Origin of the sequence: Dyella jejuensis, assembly GCF_044904675.1 — a bacterium.
In the GTDB taxonomy this organism is placed as follows: Bacteria; Pseudomonadota; Gammaproteobacteria; order Xanthomonadales; family Rhodanobacteraceae; genus Dyella_B; species Dyella_B jejuensis.
Genome location: NZ_JADIKJ010000012.1, coordinates 174887 through 193640 on the forward strand (window position 1 = coordinate 174887; position 18754 = coordinate 193640).

21 protein-coding genes are annotated in these 18754 nt (G+C 61.6%); 11 read left to right on the forward strand and 10 right to left on the reverse strand.

All coding sequences use genetic code 11. The features are described from left to right. Positions 1–34: 34 nt before the first annotated feature. Positions 35–1402 (reverse strand): FAD/NAD(P)-binding protein, encoded by a 1368-nt coding sequence (locus ISP15_RS11800; protein WP_404547544.1) that lies wholly within the window; start codon positions 1400–1402, stop codon positions 35–37. A 42-nt stretch (positions 1403–1444) separates the two neighbouring features. Beyond that, a complete protein-coding gene (locus tag ISP15_RS11805) occupies positions 1445–2023 on the reverse strand; it encodes a cysteine dioxygenase (RefSeq protein ID WP_404547545.1) in 579 nt (192 codons plus the stop codon). A 225-nt stretch (positions 2024–2248) separates the two neighbouring features. On the opposite strand from ISP15_RS11805, the gene ISP15_RS11810 reads away from it, so the two are divergent. Then, entirely contained in the window at positions 2249–2533 is a 285-nt protein-coding gene (locus tag ISP15_RS11810) for a hypothetical protein (RefSeq protein ID WP_404547546.1), read from the forward strand. A gap of 49 nt (positions 2534–2582) precedes the next feature. Here ISP15_RS11810 and ISP15_RS11815 read toward each other — a convergent pair whose 3' ends face one another. Further along, a complete protein-coding gene (locus ISP15_RS11815; RefSeq protein ID WP_404547548.1) occupies positions 2583–3245 on the reverse strand; it encodes an energy transducer TonB in 663 nt (220 codons plus the stop codon). 454 nt (positions 3246–3699) lie between these two features. Between ISP15_RS11815 and ISP15_RS11820 the strand changes: the two genes are divergently transcribed. Together ISP15_RS11820 and trhA are read left to right on the forward strand one after the other, a co-directional pair. Beyond that, on the forward strand, positions 3700–4137 hold the full coding sequence (locus tag ISP15_RS11820; protein WP_404547672.1) for a hypothetical protein: 438 nt from the start codon (positions 3700–3702) through the stop codon (positions 4135–4137). A gap of 269 nt (positions 4138–4406) precedes the next feature. Further along, on the forward strand, positions 4407–5075 hold the full coding sequence (gene trhA, locus ISP15_RS11825) for a PAQR family membrane homeostasis protein TrhA (protein ID WP_404547549.1): 669 nt from the start codon (positions 4407–4409) through the stop codon (positions 5073–5075). 58 nt (positions 5076–5133) lie between these two features. Here the strand turns inward: trhA and ISP15_RS11830 are convergent, their stop codons facing one another. Together ISP15_RS11830 and ISP15_RS11835 are read right to left on the reverse strand one after the other, a co-directional pair. Further along, positions 5134–6918: a DUF885 domain-containing protein gene (locus ISP15_RS11830; RefSeq protein ID WP_404547551.1), complete on the reverse strand. Its 1785-nt coding sequence runs from the start codon at positions 6916–6918 to the stop codon at positions 5134–5136. A 97-nt stretch (positions 6919–7015) separates the two neighbouring features. Further along, positions 7016–7504, reverse strand: a complete 489-nt coding sequence (locus ISP15_RS11835; protein WP_404547553.1) for a DUF456 domain-containing protein — start codon at positions 7502–7504, stop codon at positions 7016–7018. A 182-nt stretch (positions 7505–7686) separates the two neighbouring features. Between ISP15_RS11835 and ISP15_RS11840 the strand changes: the two genes are divergently transcribed. After that, complete coding sequence (locus ISP15_RS11840) at positions 7687–8262, forward strand: protein kinase family protein (protein WP_404547674.1); 576 nt, start codon at positions 7687–7689, stop codon at positions 8260–8262. A 71-nt stretch (positions 8263–8333) separates the two neighbouring features. Here the strand turns inward: ISP15_RS11840 and ISP15_RS11845 are convergent, their stop codons facing one another. Both ISP15_RS11845 and ISP15_RS11850 read right to left on the reverse strand, forming a co-directional pair. Next, on the reverse strand, positions 8334–9110 hold the full coding sequence (locus ISP15_RS11845) for a ferredoxin--NADP reductase (protein ID WP_404547554.1): 777 nt from the start codon (positions 9108–9110) through the stop codon (positions 8334–8336). A 172-nt stretch (positions 9111–9282) separates the two neighbouring features. Continuing rightward, the gene (locus ISP15_RS11850) at positions 9283–10167 is read right to left on the reverse strand and encodes an EamA family transporter (protein ID WP_404547555.1); all 885 of its coding nucleotides are present in this window, start codon (positions 10165–10167) and stop codon (positions 9283–9285) included. Positions 10168–10396: 229 nt separating this feature from the next. On the opposite strand from ISP15_RS11850, the gene ISP15_RS11855 reads away from it, so the two are divergent. The 3 genes from ISP15_RS11855 (at position 10397) to ISP15_RS11865 (ending at position 13156) form a co-directional block, all read left to right on the forward strand. After that, the gene (locus ISP15_RS11855; RefSeq protein ID WP_404547556.1) at positions 10397–10897 is read left to right on the forward strand and encodes a nuclear transport factor 2 family protein; all 501 of its coding nucleotides are present in this window, start codon (positions 10397–10399) and stop codon (positions 10895–10897) included. Positions 10898–11269: 372 nt separating this feature from the next. Then, positions 11270–11887 carry a rhomboid family intramembrane serine protease gene (locus ISP15_RS11860; protein ID WP_404547557.1) on the forward strand — a complete coding sequence of 206 codons (618 nt, stop codon included), beginning with the start codon at positions 11270–11272 and terminating at the stop codon, positions 11885–11887. Positions 11888–12025: 138 nt separating this feature from the next. Continuing rightward, on the forward strand, positions 12026–13156 hold the full coding sequence (locus ISP15_RS11865) for an FAD-dependent oxidoreductase (RefSeq protein ID WP_404547560.1): 1131 nt from the start codon (positions 12026–12028) through the stop codon (positions 13154–13156). An 83-nt stretch (positions 13157–13239) separates the two neighbouring features. Here ISP15_RS11865 and ISP15_RS11870 read toward each other — a convergent pair whose 3' ends face one another. Both ISP15_RS11870 and ISP15_RS11875 read right to left on the reverse strand, forming a co-directional pair. Beyond that, positions 13240–13860, reverse strand: a complete 621-nt coding sequence (locus tag ISP15_RS11870) for a hypothetical protein (protein ID WP_404547561.1) — start codon at positions 13858–13860, stop codon at positions 13240–13242. 137 nt (positions 13861–13997) lie between these two features. After that, the gene (locus ISP15_RS11875) at positions 13998–14447 is read right to left on the reverse strand and encodes a hypothetical protein (protein ID WP_404547562.1); all 450 of its coding nucleotides are present in this window, start codon (positions 14445–14447) and stop codon (positions 13998–14000) included. A gap of 228 nt (positions 14448–14675) precedes the next feature. On the opposite strand from ISP15_RS11875, the gene ISP15_RS11880 reads away from it, so the two are divergent. Both ISP15_RS11880 and ISP15_RS11885 read left to right on the forward strand, forming a co-directional pair. Continuing rightward, positions 14676–15314, forward strand: coding sequence for an HAD family hydrolase (locus ISP15_RS11880; RefSeq protein ID WP_404547563.1), 639 nt, complete (start codon positions 14676–14678; stop codon positions 15312–15314). A 55-nt stretch (positions 15315–15369) separates the two neighbouring features. Then, positions 15370–15858: a methyltransferase family protein gene (locus ISP15_RS11885; RefSeq protein WP_404547565.1), complete on the forward strand. Its 489-nt coding sequence runs from the start codon at positions 15370–15372 to the stop codon at positions 15856–15858. Positions 15859–16115: 257 nt separating this feature from the next. On the opposite strand, the gene ISP15_RS11890 is transcribed toward ISP15_RS11885, so the two are convergent. After that, entirely contained in the window at positions 16116–16625 is a 510-nt protein-coding gene (locus ISP15_RS11890) for a hypothetical protein (protein ID WP_404547566.1), read from the reverse strand. A gap of 443 nt (positions 16626–17068) precedes the next feature. Here ISP15_RS11890 and ISP15_RS11895 point away from each other — a divergent pair, with 443 nt between their 5' ends. Next, positions 17069–17356: a hypothetical protein gene (locus ISP15_RS11895; RefSeq protein WP_404547568.1), complete on the forward strand. Its 288-nt coding sequence runs from the start codon at positions 17069–17071 to the stop codon at positions 17354–17356. A gap of 327 nt (positions 17357–17683) precedes the next feature. After that, positions 17684–18670, forward strand: coding sequence for a tRNA dihydrouridine(20/20a) synthase DusA (gene dusA / locus ISP15_RS11900; protein WP_404547570.1), 987 nt, complete (start codon positions 17684–17686; stop codon positions 18668–18670). The last annotated feature ends 84 nt before the right edge of the window (positions 18671–18754 follow it).

An 18754-nucleotide genomic window follows, 5' to 3' on the forward strand; every position in this document is an offset into this window, starting at 1 on the left:
TGGCTCGCGCTGCTGCTGGCGCTATGCAGGTGGTTCAATCGGCCAACAGCCGGTCGGCCAGTTGCCGCGCCTGTTGGCGGATTTCCGGCATGGCGGTCGATTCCCATAACGTGCCGCGCAACATGCTGCCGAGCGCGAACAGCCGTGGCCATGCCTGGCCGTTATGCAGCAGGCGGCCATCCGGGCGGGCATCGATGCCCAGGCCAAACGGGTCGGAACGGATGTGGCCGTTGGTCATTAATTGCTGCAGCAGGGGATGCTGGGTCTGGCGCACATCGGTTTCCAGGCCGACGCTCTGGACGATCAGGTCCGCGTCGAGCGACTGTTCCAGCCCGCTGCCGTTAGACGTGTAGCGCATGCGCAGACCGCGTTCGGTGAGCCGCACGCCGCGCATGTGGCCGCGCAGGCGCTTGAGCCGGCCCTGCTGTTCGAGTGCCTGCACCGCCTTGGCCACCTGCGGCGGCAGGCGATGGCGCGCGCGCTCCCAGGCCCAGCGCGCGTGGCGCAGGAAGCGCGCACGATCGGCTTGCGGCAGCAGGCGCCACAGTTCCGGCGTGTGCGGACGCAGCGAATCGATGACGCGGCGCCAGTCATCGGTATGGCCGATCGCTTCGCGCACCAGGTGCAGCCAGGTGCGGATATCGGGCGCGTCGCGCATTGTTTCGACCAGTTCGGCGCTGTCCTCGAACGGCAGCGAGGCGCTCGCCTGATGCACTTCCGGCAGCACGCCATGGCGCGAGATCGCGGTGAAGCGGGCGTTGGGCCATGTCGCGGCAAGTTCCACGATCACGTCGACGGCGGTCAGCCCCAGGCCAATCACCGCAACATGATGGGCCTGGGTGTCGGGTTTGGCGTCGGCAAGCAGGGACCACGGCAGCGTGACGTAGCGCCCGCTGGCCAGCGCGGCATCGTCGACATGCGGAAGCGGGCGGGGCGTAAGCGCACCGACCGCCAGCACGGCGGCGTCGACGCGGGTGGTGGATTCACCCTGGAAAATGATGACGCCATCGTGCTCGGGCACCATCGCATCGACGTCATACGGCACCACGCGCACGTCGTGGCCGTTTTCTTTCGCGCGGGCCAGCGCCTGGGCGGTTTCCTTTTCGAGGTATTCGCCGTACCAGCAGCGCGGCAGGAAATCCGTGCCCGCGATCGTCGGATCGCGTTTCTGCATGTATTCCAGGAAGCCGCCGGGACGGCTGGCGAACATGCCCATCGCTGCCGCGCGCACGTTCAGCAGGTGCCGTTCCGAACGTGTGCCGTAAGCCACGCCGCGTCCAGGCGTGCCGGTTCCGGTATACCAGTCCAGATGCAGTGGCTGCGCTGCCGGGCGCTCCAGCAATTCACTGAGCAGCGTGGCCCCCGCGGCGCCGCCGCCGATAATGGCGACCCGTCGAAACATGTAAATCCTTGCAACGTGGATGAAACCGGATCTGTTTTGATATCAGACGCGAAGCTGACCGGCAATCCTTGCGCGTTGCGGCAGGCCTTGCCAGGCGGGTGCGGAAGCGGCCTGCTCGTAGGTGGTGTAATCCTCGAGATCGCCGCCATAGACATGCAGCGTCAGCGCGGTTTCCTGCCGCGAAAGATTGCGGCAGCGGTGCATGTAGGGCGGTTCGGCATCGAACCAGGTGGCATCGCCAGGGCCCAGCCAGTCGCGGCCGCGCAACTGCCACGGTTCGGCGGTAGAGCTGCGCGACCACGATTCCACTTCCAGGGCGCCGTACAGGCTCAGTTCGATCCCCCACAAACCCGCATGATCGTGCGACGGCGAGATGTAGCCGGGCGGCCAGGCCATCACCAGCACGCTCACGCCCGGGCGGCCACGCCGCGCCAACAGCCAGCGTCCCAAGCCGTGATGGTGCCGGCGCAGATCGGACAAGCCACGCGCCAGCGCTTGTGCATCGCGGTGAATGATGGCGCCAAGTTCACGCGAGAGCGACGCGAGATCCGGATTTTTTTCAAGCGTGTGCGTCAGCGCTATATCACGCAACGCTTTGAGACTGTGTCTGTAGTTACGCATAGACTTCGTAGGCAAACCGGAGATGGCGGCAGTGGACCATGCCCCCCGTTAAATGGCCGTAAGACCCGCATAGGTACCTATTTCGCAATAGCCGTGACTTCCAGGGCATGGATACCGGGATCTGCCGGCCTATGCTTAAGCCTGATGCTTAAGCCCGACCTCGTGCCTTAAACCTTGGCTGGGCGAGGCGCATCTGACCGTAAGGCCGATTGCGGAGAAACGGACATGATCGAGTTGCTGGCAATAGCCGTAATAGTGGGAATGCTATGGGTGATCGGGTCGGTCGTCGGCCTGGTCTTCAAGTTGGTCTTTGGCCTGATCGGTGGATTGTTCGGCCTGTTGGCGGGCGCCATCGGGTTGTTTATCGGCGGCTTGGTGATGTTGCTGATATTGCCGGTGATCGCCTTGTCGCTGCTGCCGGTGTGCCTGCCTGCGCTGTTCCTGTTCGGGCTGGTGTGGGTGATCGTGCATGCCGTGCGCCGGCCGGCCACGCTGCCGGCATCGCGCTGAAACGACACCCGCTCCTGCGTGCAGGGGCGGGTGCTTTGGCCGCACGCTTTTAAAGCTCCTGCAGCGCGAAGCTCACCGGGACGCGCGCCCATGCCTTGACCGCGTGTCCATCGACCACGGCGGGCTGGAATTGCCAGTTCGCCAGCACCTGTTCGCGCGCGCTCTTATCCAGCAGCGCATGACCGCTGCCGTGCTCGACCACCACCTCGAGCGGTTTGCCGGTTTCGTCGACCAATACGCGCAACACCACCGTGCCGGCCATGTGCATGCGCATCGCCTGTACCGGAAAACGCAGCGGCGAGGAACGATAAGCCAGCGACACCACCCCCGGTGCCATCATGGGCAAGTCAGTGTGAGCTGGCGTTGCGGTGACGGGCTTGCTGTTGTCAGAGGGTTCGATGGTTGGCGGGGTGGTCATGACGGGCGGCTGCACGGTTTGCACCGCAGGTACATGCACCGGCGAGGCGACGGGAACCGTCCGGGGCAATGGCTTCACCTGGATATCGGGTGGCGGCGGGGCTTTCGGCGGCGGCTCGATGAAGCGCACGGTTTGGACCTTCGTCGATGCGAATACCTGTGTCACCTGCGGCGCCAGTGGACGCAGGGCAACCAGCAATACGGCAAGGTTGAGAGTGATGGCCGCACTGAGCGCGGCAACGCGCACCCTGTCCGGATGCGCACGACGAACGACAGCCAGGCTTACGGACGGCATAAGCGACCTCCTGACGACGATGTGGATGGTGTTGCGTCGGACACGCGGCATGGGGATGCCGGGGGATCGTGCTGGCGCGGCTCCAGCCTATGCCGGCTGCTTCGGTTTGCGCAATAGCCGTCCATATCCCGTGCAAGCGCGGCGACAGCGCCGCCTATCACGACGATCGACCTTGCACCTGCGATGGGTGGCTGGCCCTTGCCGGCGGCGACGATGTCGGCCGGGGAATCGGTCGGGCGGATGGCAGGCCAAAAAAAACCCCGCATGAGGGGGATGCGGGGCTGCAGGATTAACAGATAACGGGGAAGCGATATCCGTGGCAGGTATTTTGCGAAGGCGGCACTTGGCCCAATGTGCAGGTCAGGTGATCGCCACCTTCACGAGTCCAGCGCAGTGGCGCCTGCCACAATCGGCCGGACACCATGACGAGGGCGACACCATGGCAAGCAAACGCATCATGAAATCGGCTGGGGCGGCGGCGATGCTGTGTTGCGCCTGGTTTGGTATGGCAGCGCCGGCGCACGCCAGCCGCGATATCAATTGCCGCATGCATTTCCAGTTGTCGGGATGGTCGGCGTTCTATAAGCGGGCCGAAGGCAGCGGCACCATCAGCTGCGACAACGGCCAGCGCATGAATGTGCACCTGCGCGCGGAGGGCGGCGGCCTGACCTTCGGCAAGACGCAGGTCGACGATGGCCGCGGCAACTTCACCGGTGTCTACGATATCCACGATGTGCTGGGCCATTACGCCAGCGCCGAAGCGCATGCCGGCGCGCAGGCCAGCGCCGATAGCCAGGTGCTGACCAAGGGCAACGTTTCCCTTGCGCTGAGCGGCAAGGGGCGCGGCTGGAACCTGGGTATTGCCTTCGGTGCTTTCATCATCGAACCCTAGGGATGCTCTGATCAATGCTACGCAGGCGGCATCACCCCATCGCTTCAAATTCAACATGTTGGGGCCGGCTCTGTCTGTCCGCATCGCTTCCTCGCTCCATGTACCCTCCCCGCGTGCGCCAACGAACCTATGGTCTGCGAACAGACAGAGCTGGTGATGCCTGCGTAGCATTGATCAGAGCATCCCTGGCTTTTCCATAGGCAAACCGGGGCCGGGCCGCTAAGGTGCGGGCTTCGCCCCGTCTAATCCGGGGCCTGGGAATGGCTGGCATGAATGCATCAAGCGAGGCGGTGCTTCCACGCTATGGTTTCGGCGACGAGCTGGCCAGCAGCGTGATCCACGGTATTGGCATCCTGCTCAGCGTCATCGGGCTGGCGCTGCTGGTCATGCGTACCGCCAGCACCGGCACTGCCAGCGACGTGCTGGCCAGCGCGGTCTACGGCATATCGCTGATCTTGCTGTACACGGCATCCACGCTCTACCACGCCATCCGCATGGAATCGGCGCGGCGCATGCTGCGCACGCTGGATCACATCGCGATCTTCCTGCTGATCGCCGGCACCTACACGCCGTTTACCCTGATCGCCTTGCGCGGGGCCTGGGGCTGGAGCCTGTTCGGCATCGTGTGGACCCTGGCCTTGCTGGGCAGCGCGTTGGAATTGGGCATGCTCAAGCGTTATCGCCGCCTGGCGGTACTGCTGTACGTGGCGATGGGATGGATCGGCATCGCGGCGTTCCGTCCCTTGCTGGCTCATCTGCAAACCGGCGGCATGCTGCTGCTGCTGGCGGGCGGCATGGCCTACACGCTGGGCGTGCCGTTCTATCTGTGGCGTCGCCTGCCGTACCACCATTCGGTATGGCATTTCTTTGTGCTGGCCGGAAGCGCGCTGCAGTTCCTGGCGGTGTTTTTCTATGTTGTTCCAGCGACTTCGATATAGGCGGCCAAACGTCCACCGTCATTCCAGCCTGCGCCGGAATGACGGTGCCCGAGGTTGATTACCTGGGCGGCTGCGGCGGCTGCTGCGCAATGAATTGCGTCCGCACCGCCTCCGCCAACTCGTCCGGTGGCAGCAGGCCCTGGGCGATGATGAAGTCGTTGAAGGCCTGGCGATTGAAATCCTTGCCCAGCGCCAGTTCGGTTTCCAGGCGCAGCTGCTGCAGCCGCATGTAGCCGTAAAAGTACGCGGTAGCCTGGCCGGGGCTGTCGAAGGTGAAGCGGTCCAGTTCCTCGCGCGTCATCGCCTCGGACAAGCCCACGTCGTAGCGCAGCACGTCATGCGCGCGCGCTCGGGTGATCAGCCCGAGGTTCAACATCGGGTCGAGGAAGGCGCGCGCCGCGCGCATCAGCCGGAACTGCAGGGTGGTGAACTGTCCGGCCGGCGGTTCGTAGGGCAGCATTTCCGATTCGGCATACAGGGCCCAGCCTTCCACATTCACGCTGTTGAACGCGAACAGGCTGCGCGCCAGCGATACGCCGCGTTCGACCATCGCGGCATATTGCAACTCGTGGCCGGGACGTCCTTCATGCGCGGTGAGCGGCCAGGCCGCGGCCTTGAAGGTGAAATCGTCATAGGTATCGGCGGCATGCGCGTGGCCCGACGGATTGCCCATGGTCAGCACGAAGGTGCCGCGCTCGCCATGGTTGTCGATCAGCGGCGGCGGGTCCATGTGCGGCGCGGGCACGTTGGCGGTTTCCGCATCGGAAGCCAGTCGCATCTGCATCTCGCGCTGCGGTAGCGTAACGATGTGTTCGCGGCGGATGATGTCCTGGATCTGGCCGATCACCTGGTGGTACCACGGCACTACGTCGTCCTTGCCGAGCTGTTGCTGTTTCAGCGCCTTGATGACGTCGCGGTAATCGGTGGCGGAAAAACCCTCGGCCCTGGCGACGGTCGGCGCCATCATCTGCATGGCCGAGCGCAGCTCCACGAATTCAAGCTGGGCCTGCTTGATCAGCGCTTCCGGCGGAATGTCGATGCCCACCTGCTTGAGGCTGAACACATATAGCGGCTTGGGCAGGCGGAAGTCGGTGCGTTCGCGCGGCACGATGGTGCTGCGGACCCAGGCATCGTAATCCTTGAGCTGGGCATCCATGGCATCGAGCGCCGCCTTGCTGCGCGCATCGTCGAGCTTGTATTTGGCGAACAGCTGGCGCACGCCTTGCACATAGCGCTGGGTGTTGGCCAGTTGCTGGTCCACGTTGCCTTTGTACGGACCGAGCAATGGCCGGTTGGCCAATTGCGCGACGGTCTGCGCTTCGGCCAGCTTGGTGATGGGCGTGCAACCGGGCGCCTGGCCGACATAGCATTGCAGGCGCTCGCGTGCGAAGGGGCGGCGGTTGGCGGCTACTTCGTCGCGCAGCAGCGAGAATTCGCCATTGAAGATCAGCTGGCCGACGTCCTGGTAGGGCAGCAGGTATTTATCGTTGAGTTCGATGCCTTCGATCTGCAGGTCGGCGGCATGGATCATGATTTGCAGATCCTGGCGAACGTTGGTGTCCTGCTCCGTTGCCAGCGTCGCGCGCAGCTTGGAGCGGGCATCGACGTATGCCGCGCGCATGCGCGCATCCGAATCGGGCTTCAGATCAGTGACCTTGCCGTCATAGCCGGTCATGCCCAGTTGCGTGGCCGCTTCGGGCGTGAAGCGGGCGGTAACGTCGAGCAGGGTCTGGGCATCGGCATTGCTGCGCGCCACCCACGCGGGCGTCTGCATGGATTGGGCGTGCGCCGATCCGGCAACAGCCAGTGCGATCGCCGCGGTCAGGGCGAGGCGTTTGCTCATGACAGAGATCCCCAGGTTGAAGTGGGGCGAGCTTAGAAGCTTCTCCGGCGGCGTGTCATGGCCCGGAAGTGTGAGGGTGGCATTGGTCAGAGCATCCCTAGGTGTGCAGCAGCCAGACTCCGGCAGCCAGCGCCACGATGACGATCGACAGCACCAGTTTTACCAGCGCGCCGAGCAGCAGGCCCAGCCAGGTACCGATGCCCACGTGGGTGGAGCGCAGCACACTCTTGCCGGAGACCAGTTCGCCCAGCAACGCGCCGATGAACGGTCCGAGGACCAGGCCGGGCAGGCTGAAGAAAAGCCCCGCCACGGTGCCGATGGAAGCTCCCCATACGGCCAGCGAACTGGCGCCGACACGTTTGGCGCCAAGCGACGCCGCCACGAAATCCATCATCACGCCGAACGCCGCCAGCGCGCCAAGGATGATCAGCCAGGTGCTGCCGATATGCCGATAGCCATCCACGGCGGCAGCCAGCCAGATGCCGCCGAAGATCATCGGCATGCCGGGCAATGCCGGCAGCACGGTGCCGATCAGGCCGAACAGGATCAGTGCGATGGCAAGTACGTACAGGGCGATATCGGGCATGGTCCGGGTGCGTTCCTTGGGCAGCATCGCCGCGAATCGGCCACAATAGTCATGGGCCAGCCTCCAGCCGGCAAGTCGCATGTCTCTCTTTTTCCGGTAGTCCTGTGCCAGATATTGCTCCCATCCTGCTGAAAGCCGACGAACTTGGGCGGATCGAGCTCATCGAGCGCGATAGCGTGCGGATGATCCGCCGCGATATCCGCGCCGCGCGCTGGTGGGCGCGCGTCTTCGCCCAGCGTGCCGCCGCACGCGAAGCGCGCGCGCTGGCCAAGCTGCATGGTGTCGATGGGGTGCCGGCGTTACTGGGCTGGAACGGACGCGAATTGCTGCGCGGCTATATCGCCGGGCAGCCGATGCAGCAGGCGCAGCCGCGCGATCCGTCCTATTACCGCGATGCATTGCGCCTGCTTGCGCAACTGCATCGCCGCGGCATCGTGCACAACGACCTGGCGAAAGAACCCAACTGGCTGGTGCGTACCGATGGACGGCCGGCCCTGGTGGATTTCCAGATCGCCTGGACCCGTGGTCGCCGCGGTCGCCTGTTCCGCCTGCTGGCGCGCGAAGACTTGCGTCATCTGCTCAAGCACAAGCGTACCTATTGCATGCACGCGCTCACCGCGCGCCAGCAGGCGATGCTGCAAACGCCCGCGCCGCACTCGCGACTGTGGCGTGCCACCGGCAAGCGGCTATACAAACTGATTGCGCGCAGGATCTTCGGATATTGGGATAACGAAGGCAAAGGGCGCGTGCGCGACTGATCCATCTGCTTGACTCAGGGTTTCGCCGTACGCAGCGCCGCGACCCCAGGGCGACGCCGCGCAGGCGTGCATCACTTCTCCACGAACGCCCGCTCGATCACGTAATCGCCCGGTTCGCGCGTGCGCGGCGAGGCCTGGAAGCCGCGCGCATCCAGCAGCGCGGATAGATCATCGAGCATGGCCGGGCTGCCGCACAGCATCAGGCGGTCGGTATCCGGATGGAGCGGCGGCAGGCCGACAGCCTGGCTCATGGCGCCGTCGACGATGTTGTCGGTGATGCGGCCGCGGTTGCGGAACGATTCGCGCGTCACGGTGGGGTAGTAGATCAGTTTCTGGCGGACCAGCTCGCCCAGGTATTCGTGTTGCGGCAGTTCGTTCTGCAGGTAATCCGAATAGGCGAGGTCGTCGATATTGCGCACGCCGTGCGCCAGCACGATTTTTTCGTAACGATCGTAGGTATCCGGATCGCGGATGATGCTCATGAAGGGCGCCAGTCCCGTACCCGTGCCGAGCAGGTACAGGTGCTTGCCCGGCTTGAGATCGGTAAGCACCAGCGTGCCGGTCGGCTTGCGACTGACGGTAATGCTGTCGCCGCGCTTCAGATGCTGCAGGCGCGAGGTAAGCGGACCGTTCTCCACCTTGATGGAGAAGAATTCCAGGTGCTCTTCCCAGCTGGCGCTGGCAATGGAATACGCGCGCATCAGCGGGCGGCCCTCTACTTCCAGGCCGATCATGACGAACTGCCCGCTGTCGAAGCGGAAGCTCGGGTCGCGCGTGGTGCGAAAGCTGAAAAGACTGTCGTTCCAGTGATGTACGTCAATGACTTGTTCGGTCGCCAAAGCCACCATGGTTCGTGTTCTCGGTTGCAATAGGGATACGTGCCGCGCCAAGCAATGACTCGCGGGAGGAGGCGTGGGGGCCGTGCCTTACGAGCGCCGGGCATGCCGCGGCGACAGGCGCATAGATTACGCGATCTGGCCGGTTTTCGTGTTAGGGGCTGCTTGACGGCGTCCGCGCTCTTCAGTTTGCCAGCGGTTCGGCCAGCGCGGGCCGGCGCACGCTCAACGCGGTACCGGCGGCCGCCACGATGATCGCGACGATCGCCAGCCACTGCAGCAGGCTGAGCTGTTCGTCCAGTAACAACACGCCGGCCACCGCCGCAACCGCCGGCTCCAGGCTCAGCAGGGTGCTGAATGTACGGGCCGGCAGCCGGGTCAGCGCGATCATCTCCAGCGAATAGGGCAGGGCCGAGCTGAGCACTGCCACGCCCAGCGCATACGGCAGCAGCGACGGCGACAGCAAGGCATGGCCGGCATGGGCGATGCCGAACGGGATCGTCAGCAAAGCGCCGATCGAGGTGCCGAGGGTTACCGCGTCCGCGCCATGCGACGCGCCGGCCTGCTTGCCCAGCACGATATACAGCACCCAGCCCACGCCGGCGGCCAGCGCATACATCACGCCCGCCGGATCGAGCGACTGCACCGATCCACGCAGCGGCAGCAGCAAGCCCAGGCCAGCCACCACCAATGCGATCCAGATAAAGTCGAGCAGCCGGCGCGAGCCGAGCAAGGCCAATGCCAGCGGCCCGGTGAATTCCAGCGCGACCGCAATGCCCAGCGGAATCGTGCGCAGCGACAGGTAGAACACCAGATTCATGGCGCCCATCGACAGGCCGTACCCCCACAGCGCGCGCCAGTCGCGCTTGCGGCCAGAGCGGCGCCACGGCCGGCGCCACAGCAGCAGGATCAATGCGCTGAGTCCAAGCCGATAGGCGGTGGCGCCCTGCGCGCCGACCTGCGGAAAAAGATGCTTGGCCAGCGACGCACCGCATTGGTACGACACCATGCTGATCAGCAGCGCGCCAATCGCGAGCGCGACCGGTGCAAGGGTGGAACGTGATGACATGCGCACAGCCGTGGCGGAAGCAGTTCGCCGATGATGCCTGCATCGTCGTGCATGGCGCACCGTTCGGGCCACCTCGCCTTCAGTTTCTGCTGACGGCATCTGGCAGCAGTGTGCGTCAGGGCCCGCCAAGGCATGTCCGTAGCGCTGTCTGGTGTGCAACCGTCCATGCCGTGGCCGCATCTTGGGTAATGCTCAGGCTCAACATCGAAGCTTGCACAAGGAGATATTCATGCTCTTGCATCCAGGGCATTCGGCGGTCGCATGCCTTGCCGCCATGTTCGCCATACCATTCGCCTGGGCTGGACCGGCCTCACATCCGGCGATAGCCGGCACGCCGCTCACGGTCACCATCGCCGCGCAGGACAGCGCGCTGTTCAATGCCTATAACCATTGCGACCTCGTCACATTTGCGCGCTATATCGCCCCGGATATCGAGTTCTACCACGACAAAGGCGGTTTGACGCTCGGACGCGCGAACATGGTCGAAAGCATCCGGCACGCCATATGCGGAAAACTTCGTCGCGAACTTATGCCCGGCACGCTGGAGGTCTATCCCATCAAGGACTATGGCGCGGTCGAAATCGGCGAGCACCGCTTTTGCGAGCTAAGCACCGGCCGCTGCGACGCGGTGGGGCGATTCATCCACCTGTGGAGATACCGCAACGGTAGCTGGCAGCTCAGCCGGGTGATCAGCTACGACCACCACAAAGAAACAGCATCGCCCGGATAGCAGGCGGGATGAGGTGGATGCTCGCTGAGTCGAATGAGTCATTGGCGCTGGATCGAGCAGATCAGCTAGGCCGGGACCTGGCCATGGCGGCCTGCACTGATCGGCGTCCACGAATACGATGGCGCGCACCTCTTCTTTCGCCAATTGCCCTGTTGCGTGTATCGCTATGTGGTTCGCCATCCGATCCAGGTGCTCGCTTGCTTATCTGGCAGGCTGCCAGTTCGATATGCAGCTGGGCATGGGCAGGCTGCGATACCTGTCGCCCACAACCCATCGGCGAGGTGACTTTCGTCAGGTGCAGATCATGACTGACGCCAGCTGATAGGGGTGGAGCGGTGCGGCACCATGTTTCCTCGAGAAAAGGAAACTTTTATGCATGCCCCTGCCGAAACGTTACGCTTCGAGCGCATGACTGATGTACTGCGGCGCACCCCATGTACGACCCTGTGGCTCGTCGCGATATGGGTGATTTTTTTTGTCGAGCTGATCACGCATGCGCCTGGTAACCAGGCCATGCTGATGCGCCTCGGGGCGCTTCCGGTGACGGGAATCGTGCATGGACAATACTGGCGCCTGCTTACTTATGCGCTACTGCATTCGGCCTGGTGGCATATAGGCCTGAACACGCTAGGGCTATGGATATGCGGACCAGTCGTTGAACGTGCGCTGGGGCCGCGCGCCACCCTGGTGATCAGCGTTGCCGGGGCGATCCTGGGCGGCGTCGCCATTCTTCTCGTTCACCACAATGGGCCGGCTTCGATTGAGTTGGGTGCCTCGGGCGCACTTTTCGCTTTGCTGGGGGCCGGTCTTGTATCCACGTGGCGCCGGCCGGGGATATCGTTGTCCAGCTACCGACGGCTAAGGGCGATTTTGATCGTTGGCCTGGCGATATCTTTCACTCCCGAGGTGAGTATGGCCGCACACCTTGGAGGCTTGGCGAGTGGCATGGCCCTGGCATGGATGTGGCGAGCGAAGGCTGCGCTTGGGTGACGGGGTCGATGACTAACCAGGCTCATGCAAGCGGCAATCGATCTTTCGAGGCGTGGATGTGTCGCGCAGCAAGGCGGCGATGTAACGTCGTCGCGGTATATGGCGATTCCCGTAACTTTCCATTGGCGAGGCTGATGCATGAAACGGAGTGTGTTGATATCGGGTGCGGGCATCACCGGCCTGGCGCTGGCCTATTGGTTGAACAGGGCAGGATTCGACGTGACTCTGGTGGAACGCTCTGCGGAATTTCGGCGAGGAGGGCAGGCGATCGATATCCGTGGCGTTGCGCTTGACGTCCTCAAGGCAATGGGATTGCACCACAACGCCGAGGCATTGCGGACACGCAACCAGGGCATGTCGACGCTCGACGCCGACGGCAAGGAAACTGCGCGGACGGAAGAGCGCACGTTCAGTGCCGGTCGCCTCGACAGCGAGGACATTGAGATTTTCCGGGACGATCTGTGCGAATTGCTGATGCAGGCGCTGGGAGGCGCGGTCGAATACCTCTACGGCGATGGCATTCGCGTGCTCGATCAGACGGAACATGAGGTGGTCGTTACGCTTGCCAGTGGCCTCGAAAAGAGCTTTGATTTTGTCCTCGGCGCTGATGGCGTCTACTCGCATACGCGCAAACTTTGCTTTGACGACGAAGCGGCATTCGTCAAGCCCTTGGGCATGGTGTTGGCGCTTTTCTCCACGCCCAATTTGATCGACTTGAAGCATTGGCAGTTGGGGCATCGCGAAGGCAATGTTGGTTACATCATTTATCCCAGCCGCGATCAAGACGAGTTGCGTGTCGGTGTCGGTTACGCTGCGGAACGAGAAGCGCTATCCCGAAACGATATAGACGCGCAGAAGGCGATGGTTGCCGCGCAATGCGCTCACCTGGGCGGCTTCTTTCCCCGCATTATCGAAGCCATGCGAGAGGCCGGGCAGTTCTATTACAACGAACTCGCGCAGATACATATGCCGGCATGGTCAACCGGTCGCGTTGCGCTGGCGGGCGACGCGGCACACTGTGCCTCTCCCTTTACGGGACAGGGAACCAGCCTGGCCCTGGTCGGTTCCTTTGTGCTCGCGCGTGAGCTGGCGTGCCATGCCGATCAGCCAGGGCAAGCGTTCGCCGCCTACGAGCGACGCATGCGTCCTTTTGTGAATCTCAACCAGGCGCTGCTGGATCTGAATCGAAAAGGCCCTATGCCTGATGACGTAATGACAAAGGCGAAGAATGGCATTGAGCTGGAAGATCTGCTGAAAGACATTATCTGAGGGGCGTACTCATCGATATTTGCACCGACCAAATGGGATGCTCAGGCATATGGCTTGAGTAAAGATCGCCCGTGGCTCGCGGATTACGGCGTGCAATAAGCCGCGAACGCCTGATCCATCTGCTGGGGCGTCAAGCCGCGCTTGAGCAGTTCTCCGTCTGACATACGGCGCTTGAAGATTGCGTTCTTGCAGTTGGCCCATCTTCCAAGCGCGTGTATCCGCTGCTTGAGGCTGGGTGCTGGCGCGACCACAATGCCTGGCGCCGTTGAAACGAAATTGGCGCCTGGAACCCGCGGTAACCCGGCAGCCTGCGCTTCGTCGAGGGTGCGCGCAAAGCGGGAGTTTCCATACGGAACGGCCGGCGGCTGGATTGGTGCAGGGCGAGCGGTTGCTGTTGAAACGGCTGGCGCGATCGGCATGCCACGAATCACCTTGGCGGAGCGCTTTGGCGGCAAATGCAAGGGCGGTACAAAGGAAAAAGATGCTGCGGCGATTTTTGGAATTGCTAAAGAACTTCGGCGAGGTAGCAATTCGACTCGCAACACACGGCCATCTGCGGCGACGGAAGGATTCCGGCGTAATGGCCACGGCGGTGGCGGGCGTAGCACGCTCAGTAGCAGACCAAGATGCATTAGCAACGCGAGCGCCATGGCAAGGCTATGCGTCGCAAATTCGCGCAGCTGCTCGCGATGGGAAGAAGGCATAACTCGATCCACATTCGGCGTGTGGCGCGTCCCACTCGACCGCGCGGGAACCGGTTGGTGGTCCATTGATCGCTATCCCTGGTTGTTCTTCCTGTCTGCAGCGGGAAGGTTTATCGAATAGAGCACCGAAGCTATTTTCATCCCCCGTTGGTGCGGACGGTGGACCAGATGATGTGTCCATGTCCGACCTTGGCGGCATAGTCGAACGAGATCGATCCAATCTCTCCGTCGGAATAAACGCGAAGGTTTCCGGTTTGATCGGGCGGCAGCTTGCTTTCGCCGGCTGCGTCCTCCTTGGCGGTTGCCGAAAGGAGCCGCGGAACCGGTTGTTTGTTCGCCGCGATGACCAATGCATATGACGCAGGCGCAAATCCGCCCATGACGGGTACGTTGACGTTTACATAGAAACTGAGCAGTTCCTTGGCATCTTTGTTCGCAACGGCCTGCTGATAGCTGCTCCACAAATGACGTAGCGCGGCCGCATCGGCGCTTTGCGCTGCTTGGCTGGCGAGTGCCGTGCTGCTTGCCGAGGCGGAGACTAAAATCCATGCGGCAGTAGCGAACGCTTTGTACGGCGGTGCTTTCATCGGATTCCCCAGTGCGTGCCGGTTGAGCACTTGGATGCTAGACCGCGCCCTGAAGACTGGAGTTCCTCGGCTTGGTAGGCATTGGCGCCACCATCTACTAATAATGCTTTATCGCTAGCCATTGAGGAAGCCGGCGCTTCGGCGGTAACGGCATGTGCGACCCCAGGCATATCCAGCCTGGTTTCGCATATATTTGGTACTACGCCATAGCGGGGACTCTGGAAAAGAATGGACCTGGCACTGTTCGACTTCGACGGAACGATCACGGATCGGGAAACGATGCCGGCATTCATGCGCGTGGCAGTTCGTCCGCATCGCTTCTGGTTCGGCGGCCTTCTCCTCATGCCCCTCATCGCCGGCTACAAGGCAGGTTTCGTTTCTGGCTCGTTGATCCGAGCTGTGATCTGTCGCTTTGGTTTCTGGCGTATTCCTGCTCAAGAACTGGAGACGCATGGCCGGCATTTCGCGCGTGATGTGTTACCCGCGACGTTGCGTCCGGAAGCGATGGATCGGATCGCCTGGCACAAGCAACGAGGCGATACGGTAGTCGTGGTATCCGGTGGCCTGGATCTTTACCTGAGCCACTGGTGCAAGCAACATGGCGTCGAGCTCATGTGTTCGACGCTGGAACGGCATGAAGGGCGATTCACCGGCCGTTATCGTGGCCGCCAATGCGTTGGCGACGAGAAGGCGCGCCTAGTGAGGAAACGTTTTACTCTCTCCCGATTCGCGCGCGTGTTCGCTTATGGCGACACTCCAGAGGACTACGCATTGCTTGCCCTGGCGCACGAGCCTTACTATCGCTGGCAACCTTTTTTTGCAACGCAGGCAAGCGTGCGACGGCCGTTTGCCAAGCCGAGGCGCTGAAGCGGACAACTCATGCCAACGTCGCGCCATAGGCTGGATAATCCGCGATACCGGCATGATCCAGTCAACGATTGACCGAGTGCCAGGGATGAATTACATGAGGATTCCGCCACCGTTGCTGGCTGCAAGCATTGCGCTTGCCACGTTTGCTTCCTGCGAGTTTCTTGGGCCGCTTTGGATCTCGAATACTTATATCTCATCTGTTGCGCTGGTGGTGGCTTTGCTTGGTACGTTCATGGATGTGAGTGCGAAGAGGCTCTTCGTCCGGCAAGGAACAACAGTGAACTCCATGACGCTAAATGCCACCGCGATCGTCATAAGCTCGGGCGCTTATCGATGGAGCAGAAATCCCATGTATCTTGGCCGGATAATGCAGCTCTTTGCGTTGTCGCTGTATCTGGCCAGTTCAATCGGGTTTTTGAGTGTGCTGCTCTTTGCCATCTATCTTGATCGGGTTCAGATCCGGGCCGAGGAGCAGGCGTTGACTCAGCGTTTTCCGTTGGAGTACTCGACCTGTCGATCCAAGGTTCGCCGGTGGCTTTGATTCGGCTTTGGACTGTTTTTCCATATGAAGAGATTCAACCGTCGTTTTCGGCTGGCCGACATGTTGCTGCGACTGTTGCGTGCACTGGCGCTGCGCGTGCCTTGTACGGAGCCATCCTTGCGATTGACAAGCAATAACCATGGCCGGGTGTCGGGCTTAATCAGGTGGGCGATTGCTTTGGAATCCGTGCGAACGAATGTATGCGTGGTGGAAATATAAAATTTTTCGTTGCCTAAATATCCACCTGGGTCTCACAGTCAATTCACTGCTTCAAGCGCTTTAATACTCAAAATGATGCAGTCGATGCGGCGTTCGCCTTCGCTAGCTGGGGTAGCGCTCTTAACGAGGTGCTTGTTTATGTGCAACATGAAGAAAATGATCGTTCTATTCGCACTGGCGGCGGTTGCCACTTCAGGCGCAGTTTTTGCGCAGGATACAAGTGGCGGCAACGCCGCTGACCCTAACGGTGGGATTAATACTGGTGGCAATGCGGTCGGCCAGAATCCTGGGCAAACAACGCCAAAAGCTTCCCAGGCTGGCAACTCGGCGCAAGACAAGTCCATAGAATCGCAAAAGCAGCGTACTGGCACTTCTTCCTCACGCAGGAAAAATAAGCACGGCAAGTCTGGCAACAGCTCGTCGAGCGGAAGTAACTCGACTGGCAATGCATCAGGAGGCAATGCCGAGAATGGTGGGACGATGAACGGTTCGAACGGCACGCATTGAACGTGTTCTGTAAGTGCTTTGCGGTATTCATCAAGCATCACGTCGCAAGCGCGGCTAATGGAGCCTAAGCACTTGGAATATGTCTGCCATATGGCCCTTCTCAGCTTCGATGGAGCGATCACGGATCGAAATGCCGTGCCGGCATCATGCACTCGGCATTCGTTCGCATCGCGTATGGCTCAGTAGCATTCCTTCCTGACTTTCTCCTCGGCTACAAGGCTTGGCTCGCTGCCGGCGCGCTGATCCGATGTAATGTTGTCGCTTTGGTTTCTGATGCATTCGGACGCACGACCTGGAGCGGTATTTCGTACGTGTTGTTTGCCTGCGACATTGCATCTGGAAGCGATGAACCGGGTCGCCTGTCACAAGCGCCAAGGGCGATACGGCGCTGGTGATATCCATGATTGACTTGGACGACGAGCTGCACATTGTATTGAGCGAGACAGACGAGCAGCTGGATTGCCTCGGGACAGGGTAGGAAAATATGGCGAGCCTTGTTGCCCAACCATATCGCCTTGACCACATGTTTTATGCGTGGCATCCACATCACAGTGAAGAACAGCAGGCGTTATATTCAAACGATCGGCCAGTTGTGGTTATTCACGCCGTGATCGATGTTGTGATGGTTGCCAGGGAGATGGCTGCTTGCTCGATAACGGACGATGCCTATCGTAGAACGCATCCCCAAACCGCCGTAATGTTGTTTGTAGTTAAGATGTTGCGTATGCGTAGCTTCAATCCAGACGACTTGCACCTGTCGGTGGCCCCATGATGGATTGAACCGACAGAGCCCGCTAAAAAAGCCTTGGTATGCCTGACTTTCGCTGATCGAAACTTCCCGTGTTGCACTCCCGTTGTACCTTGCGGCCGCCTAAAAGATGGCTTGTGCCTTGCGACGTGCCTGGTTACTCGGCAAGCTCGGCATGTCTGCTTTCGACGCGAAGCCGGCGTGATTAGCCCTTGTGTGAAAACTGCTAACAGGTAAGGGGAACTGGACGTTTAATGTTTCAAGAAGGGAGCGACTAATGTCCGCTTCCTGCAGATGGCGCAGATAGGTTGGGCAGAGCTCATTAGCTCTACGTCAATGTGCAAGTAAACTATGACCATGCACAAAATCGATCCAAATGACTTTCGCCTATCGGTGGCCCCCATGATGGACTGGACCGACCGCCACTGCCGTTATTTCCACCGGCTGCTGTCGCCCCATGCCCGGCTGTATACCGAGATGGTGACCAGTGCGGCGCTGGTGCGTGGCAGGCAGTTGCGTTTGCTGGAGCATAGCCAGCAGGAGCATCCCGTCGCTTTGCAACTGGGTGGCAGCGATCCGGGCGAGTTGGCGGAGGCCGCGCGCCTGGGCGCGCAGGCGGGTTATGACGAGATCAACCTCAACGTGGGCTGTCCTTCCGATCGCGTGCAATCGGGGCGCTTTGGCGCCTGCCTGATGCGCGAACCGGCGCTGGTGGGCGATTGCATCAAGGCGATGCGCGATGCGGTGTCGGTGCCGGTAACGGTGAAATGCCGCATTGGCGTGGACGATCAGGACGATTACGCGGATTTGCAGCACTTCACCGAGACCATGCTGCGGGCCGGTGTGGAGATCCTGGTGGTGCATGCGCGCAAGGCGTGGCTGCAAGGCCTTTCGCCAAAGGAAAATCGTGAAATTCCACCGCTGGATTACGAGCGCGTCTATCGTCTGAAGCGTGAATTTCCGCAGTTGGTGGTGATCGTCAACGGCGGCATCACGAGCGAGGAGGCGGTGCGGGAACACCTGATGCATGTCGATGGCGTGATGCTGGGACGTGCGGCCTATCACGATCCTTACGTACTGGCGCGGATCGAGGCGGTGCTGTGGGACGTGACGCTGCCTTCACGCGAAAGCGTCCTGCAGCATATGCGGCCATACGTCGAAGCAGAGCTGGCGCGCGGCACGGCGCTCAAGCATATCTCCCGCCATTTGCTTGGCCTGTACCAGGGCGAACCAGGCGCGCGCGGTTTCCGGCGCTGCCTTAGCGAAGGTGCGCATCTGCCCGGTGCCGGTTGGTCGTTGATCGAACAGGCCATCGCCCCGTTGCGGGCTGCGGCTTGAGGCGCAGGAGGTTGCCTGTCCAGGCGTGTTCCTTGGCGTTAGTCGTGAAGCGGTTGTCACGCAAGCATGCGTTGCAGGGCCGTC

Coding starts and splice junctions, on each gene's coding strand:
- ISP15_RS11800 (WP_404547544.1), bottom strand. CDS start 1,402: ATGTTTCGACGGGTCGCCATTATCGGCGGCGGCGCCGCGGGGGCCACG.
- ISP15_RS11805 (WP_404547545.1), bottom strand. CDS start 2,023: ATGCGTAACTACAGACACAGTCTCAAAGCGTTGCGTGATATAGCGCTG.
- ISP15_RS11810 (WP_404547546.1), top strand. CDS start 2,249: ATGATCGAGTTGCTGGCAATAGCCGTAATAGTGGGAATGCTATGGGTG.
- ISP15_RS11815 (WP_404547548.1), bottom strand. CDS start 3,245: ATGCCGTCCGTAAGCCTGGCTGTCGTTCGTCGTGCGCATCCGGACAGG.
- trhA (WP_404547549.1), top strand. CDS start 4,407: ATGAATGCATCAAGCGAGGCGGTGCTTCCACGCTATGGTTTCGGCGAC.
- ISP15_RS11830 (WP_404547551.1), bottom strand. CDS start 6,918: ATGAGCAAACGCCTCGCCCTGACCGCGGCGATCGCACTGGCTGTTGCC.
- ISP15_RS11835 (WP_404547553.1), bottom strand. CDS start 7,504: ATGCCCGATATCGCCCTGTACGTACTTGCCATCGCACTGATCCTGTTC.
- ISP15_RS11840 (WP_404547674.1), top strand. CDS start 7,687: ATGATCCGCCGCGATATCCGCGCCGCGCGCTGGTGGGCGCGCGTCTTC.
- ISP15_RS11845 (WP_404547554.1), bottom strand. CDS start 9,110: ATGGTGGCTTTGGCGACCGAACAAGTCATTGACGTACATCACTGGAAC.
- ISP15_RS11850 (WP_404547555.1), bottom strand. CDS start 10,167: ATGTCATCACGTTCCACCCTTGCACCGGTCGCGCTCGCGATTGGCGCG.
- ISP15_RS11855 (WP_404547556.1), top strand. CDS start 10,397: ATGCTCTTGCATCCAGGGCATTCGGCGGTCGCATGCCTTGCCGCCATG.
- ISP15_RS11860 (WP_404547557.1), top strand. CDS start 11,270: ATGCATGCCCCTGCCGAAACGTTACGCTTCGAGCGCATGACTGATGTA.
- ISP15_RS11865 (WP_404547560.1), top strand. CDS start 12,026: ATGAAACGGAGTGTGTTGATATCGGGTGCGGGCATCACCGGCCTGGCG.
- ISP15_RS11870 (WP_404547561.1), bottom strand. CDS start 13,860: ATGCCTTCTTCCCATCGCGAGCAGCTGCGCGAATTTGCGACGCATAGC.
- ISP15_RS11875 (WP_404547562.1), bottom strand. CDS start 14,447: ATGAAAGCACCGCCGTACAAAGCGTTCGCTACTGCCGCATGGATTTTA.
- ISP15_RS11880 (WP_404547563.1), top strand. CDS start 14,676: ATGGACCTGGCACTGTTCGACTTCGACGGAACGATCACGGATCGGGAA.
- ISP15_RS11885 (WP_404547565.1), top strand. CDS start 15,370: ATGATCCAGTCAACGATTGACCGAGTGCCAGGGATGAATTACATGAGG.
- ISP15_RS11895 (WP_404547568.1), top strand. CDS start 17,069: ATGGCGAGCCTTGTTGCCCAACCATATCGCCTTGACCACATGTTTTAT.
- dusA (WP_404547570.1), top strand. CDS start 17,684: ATGACCATGCACAAAATCGATCCAAATGACTTTCGCCTATCGGTGGCC.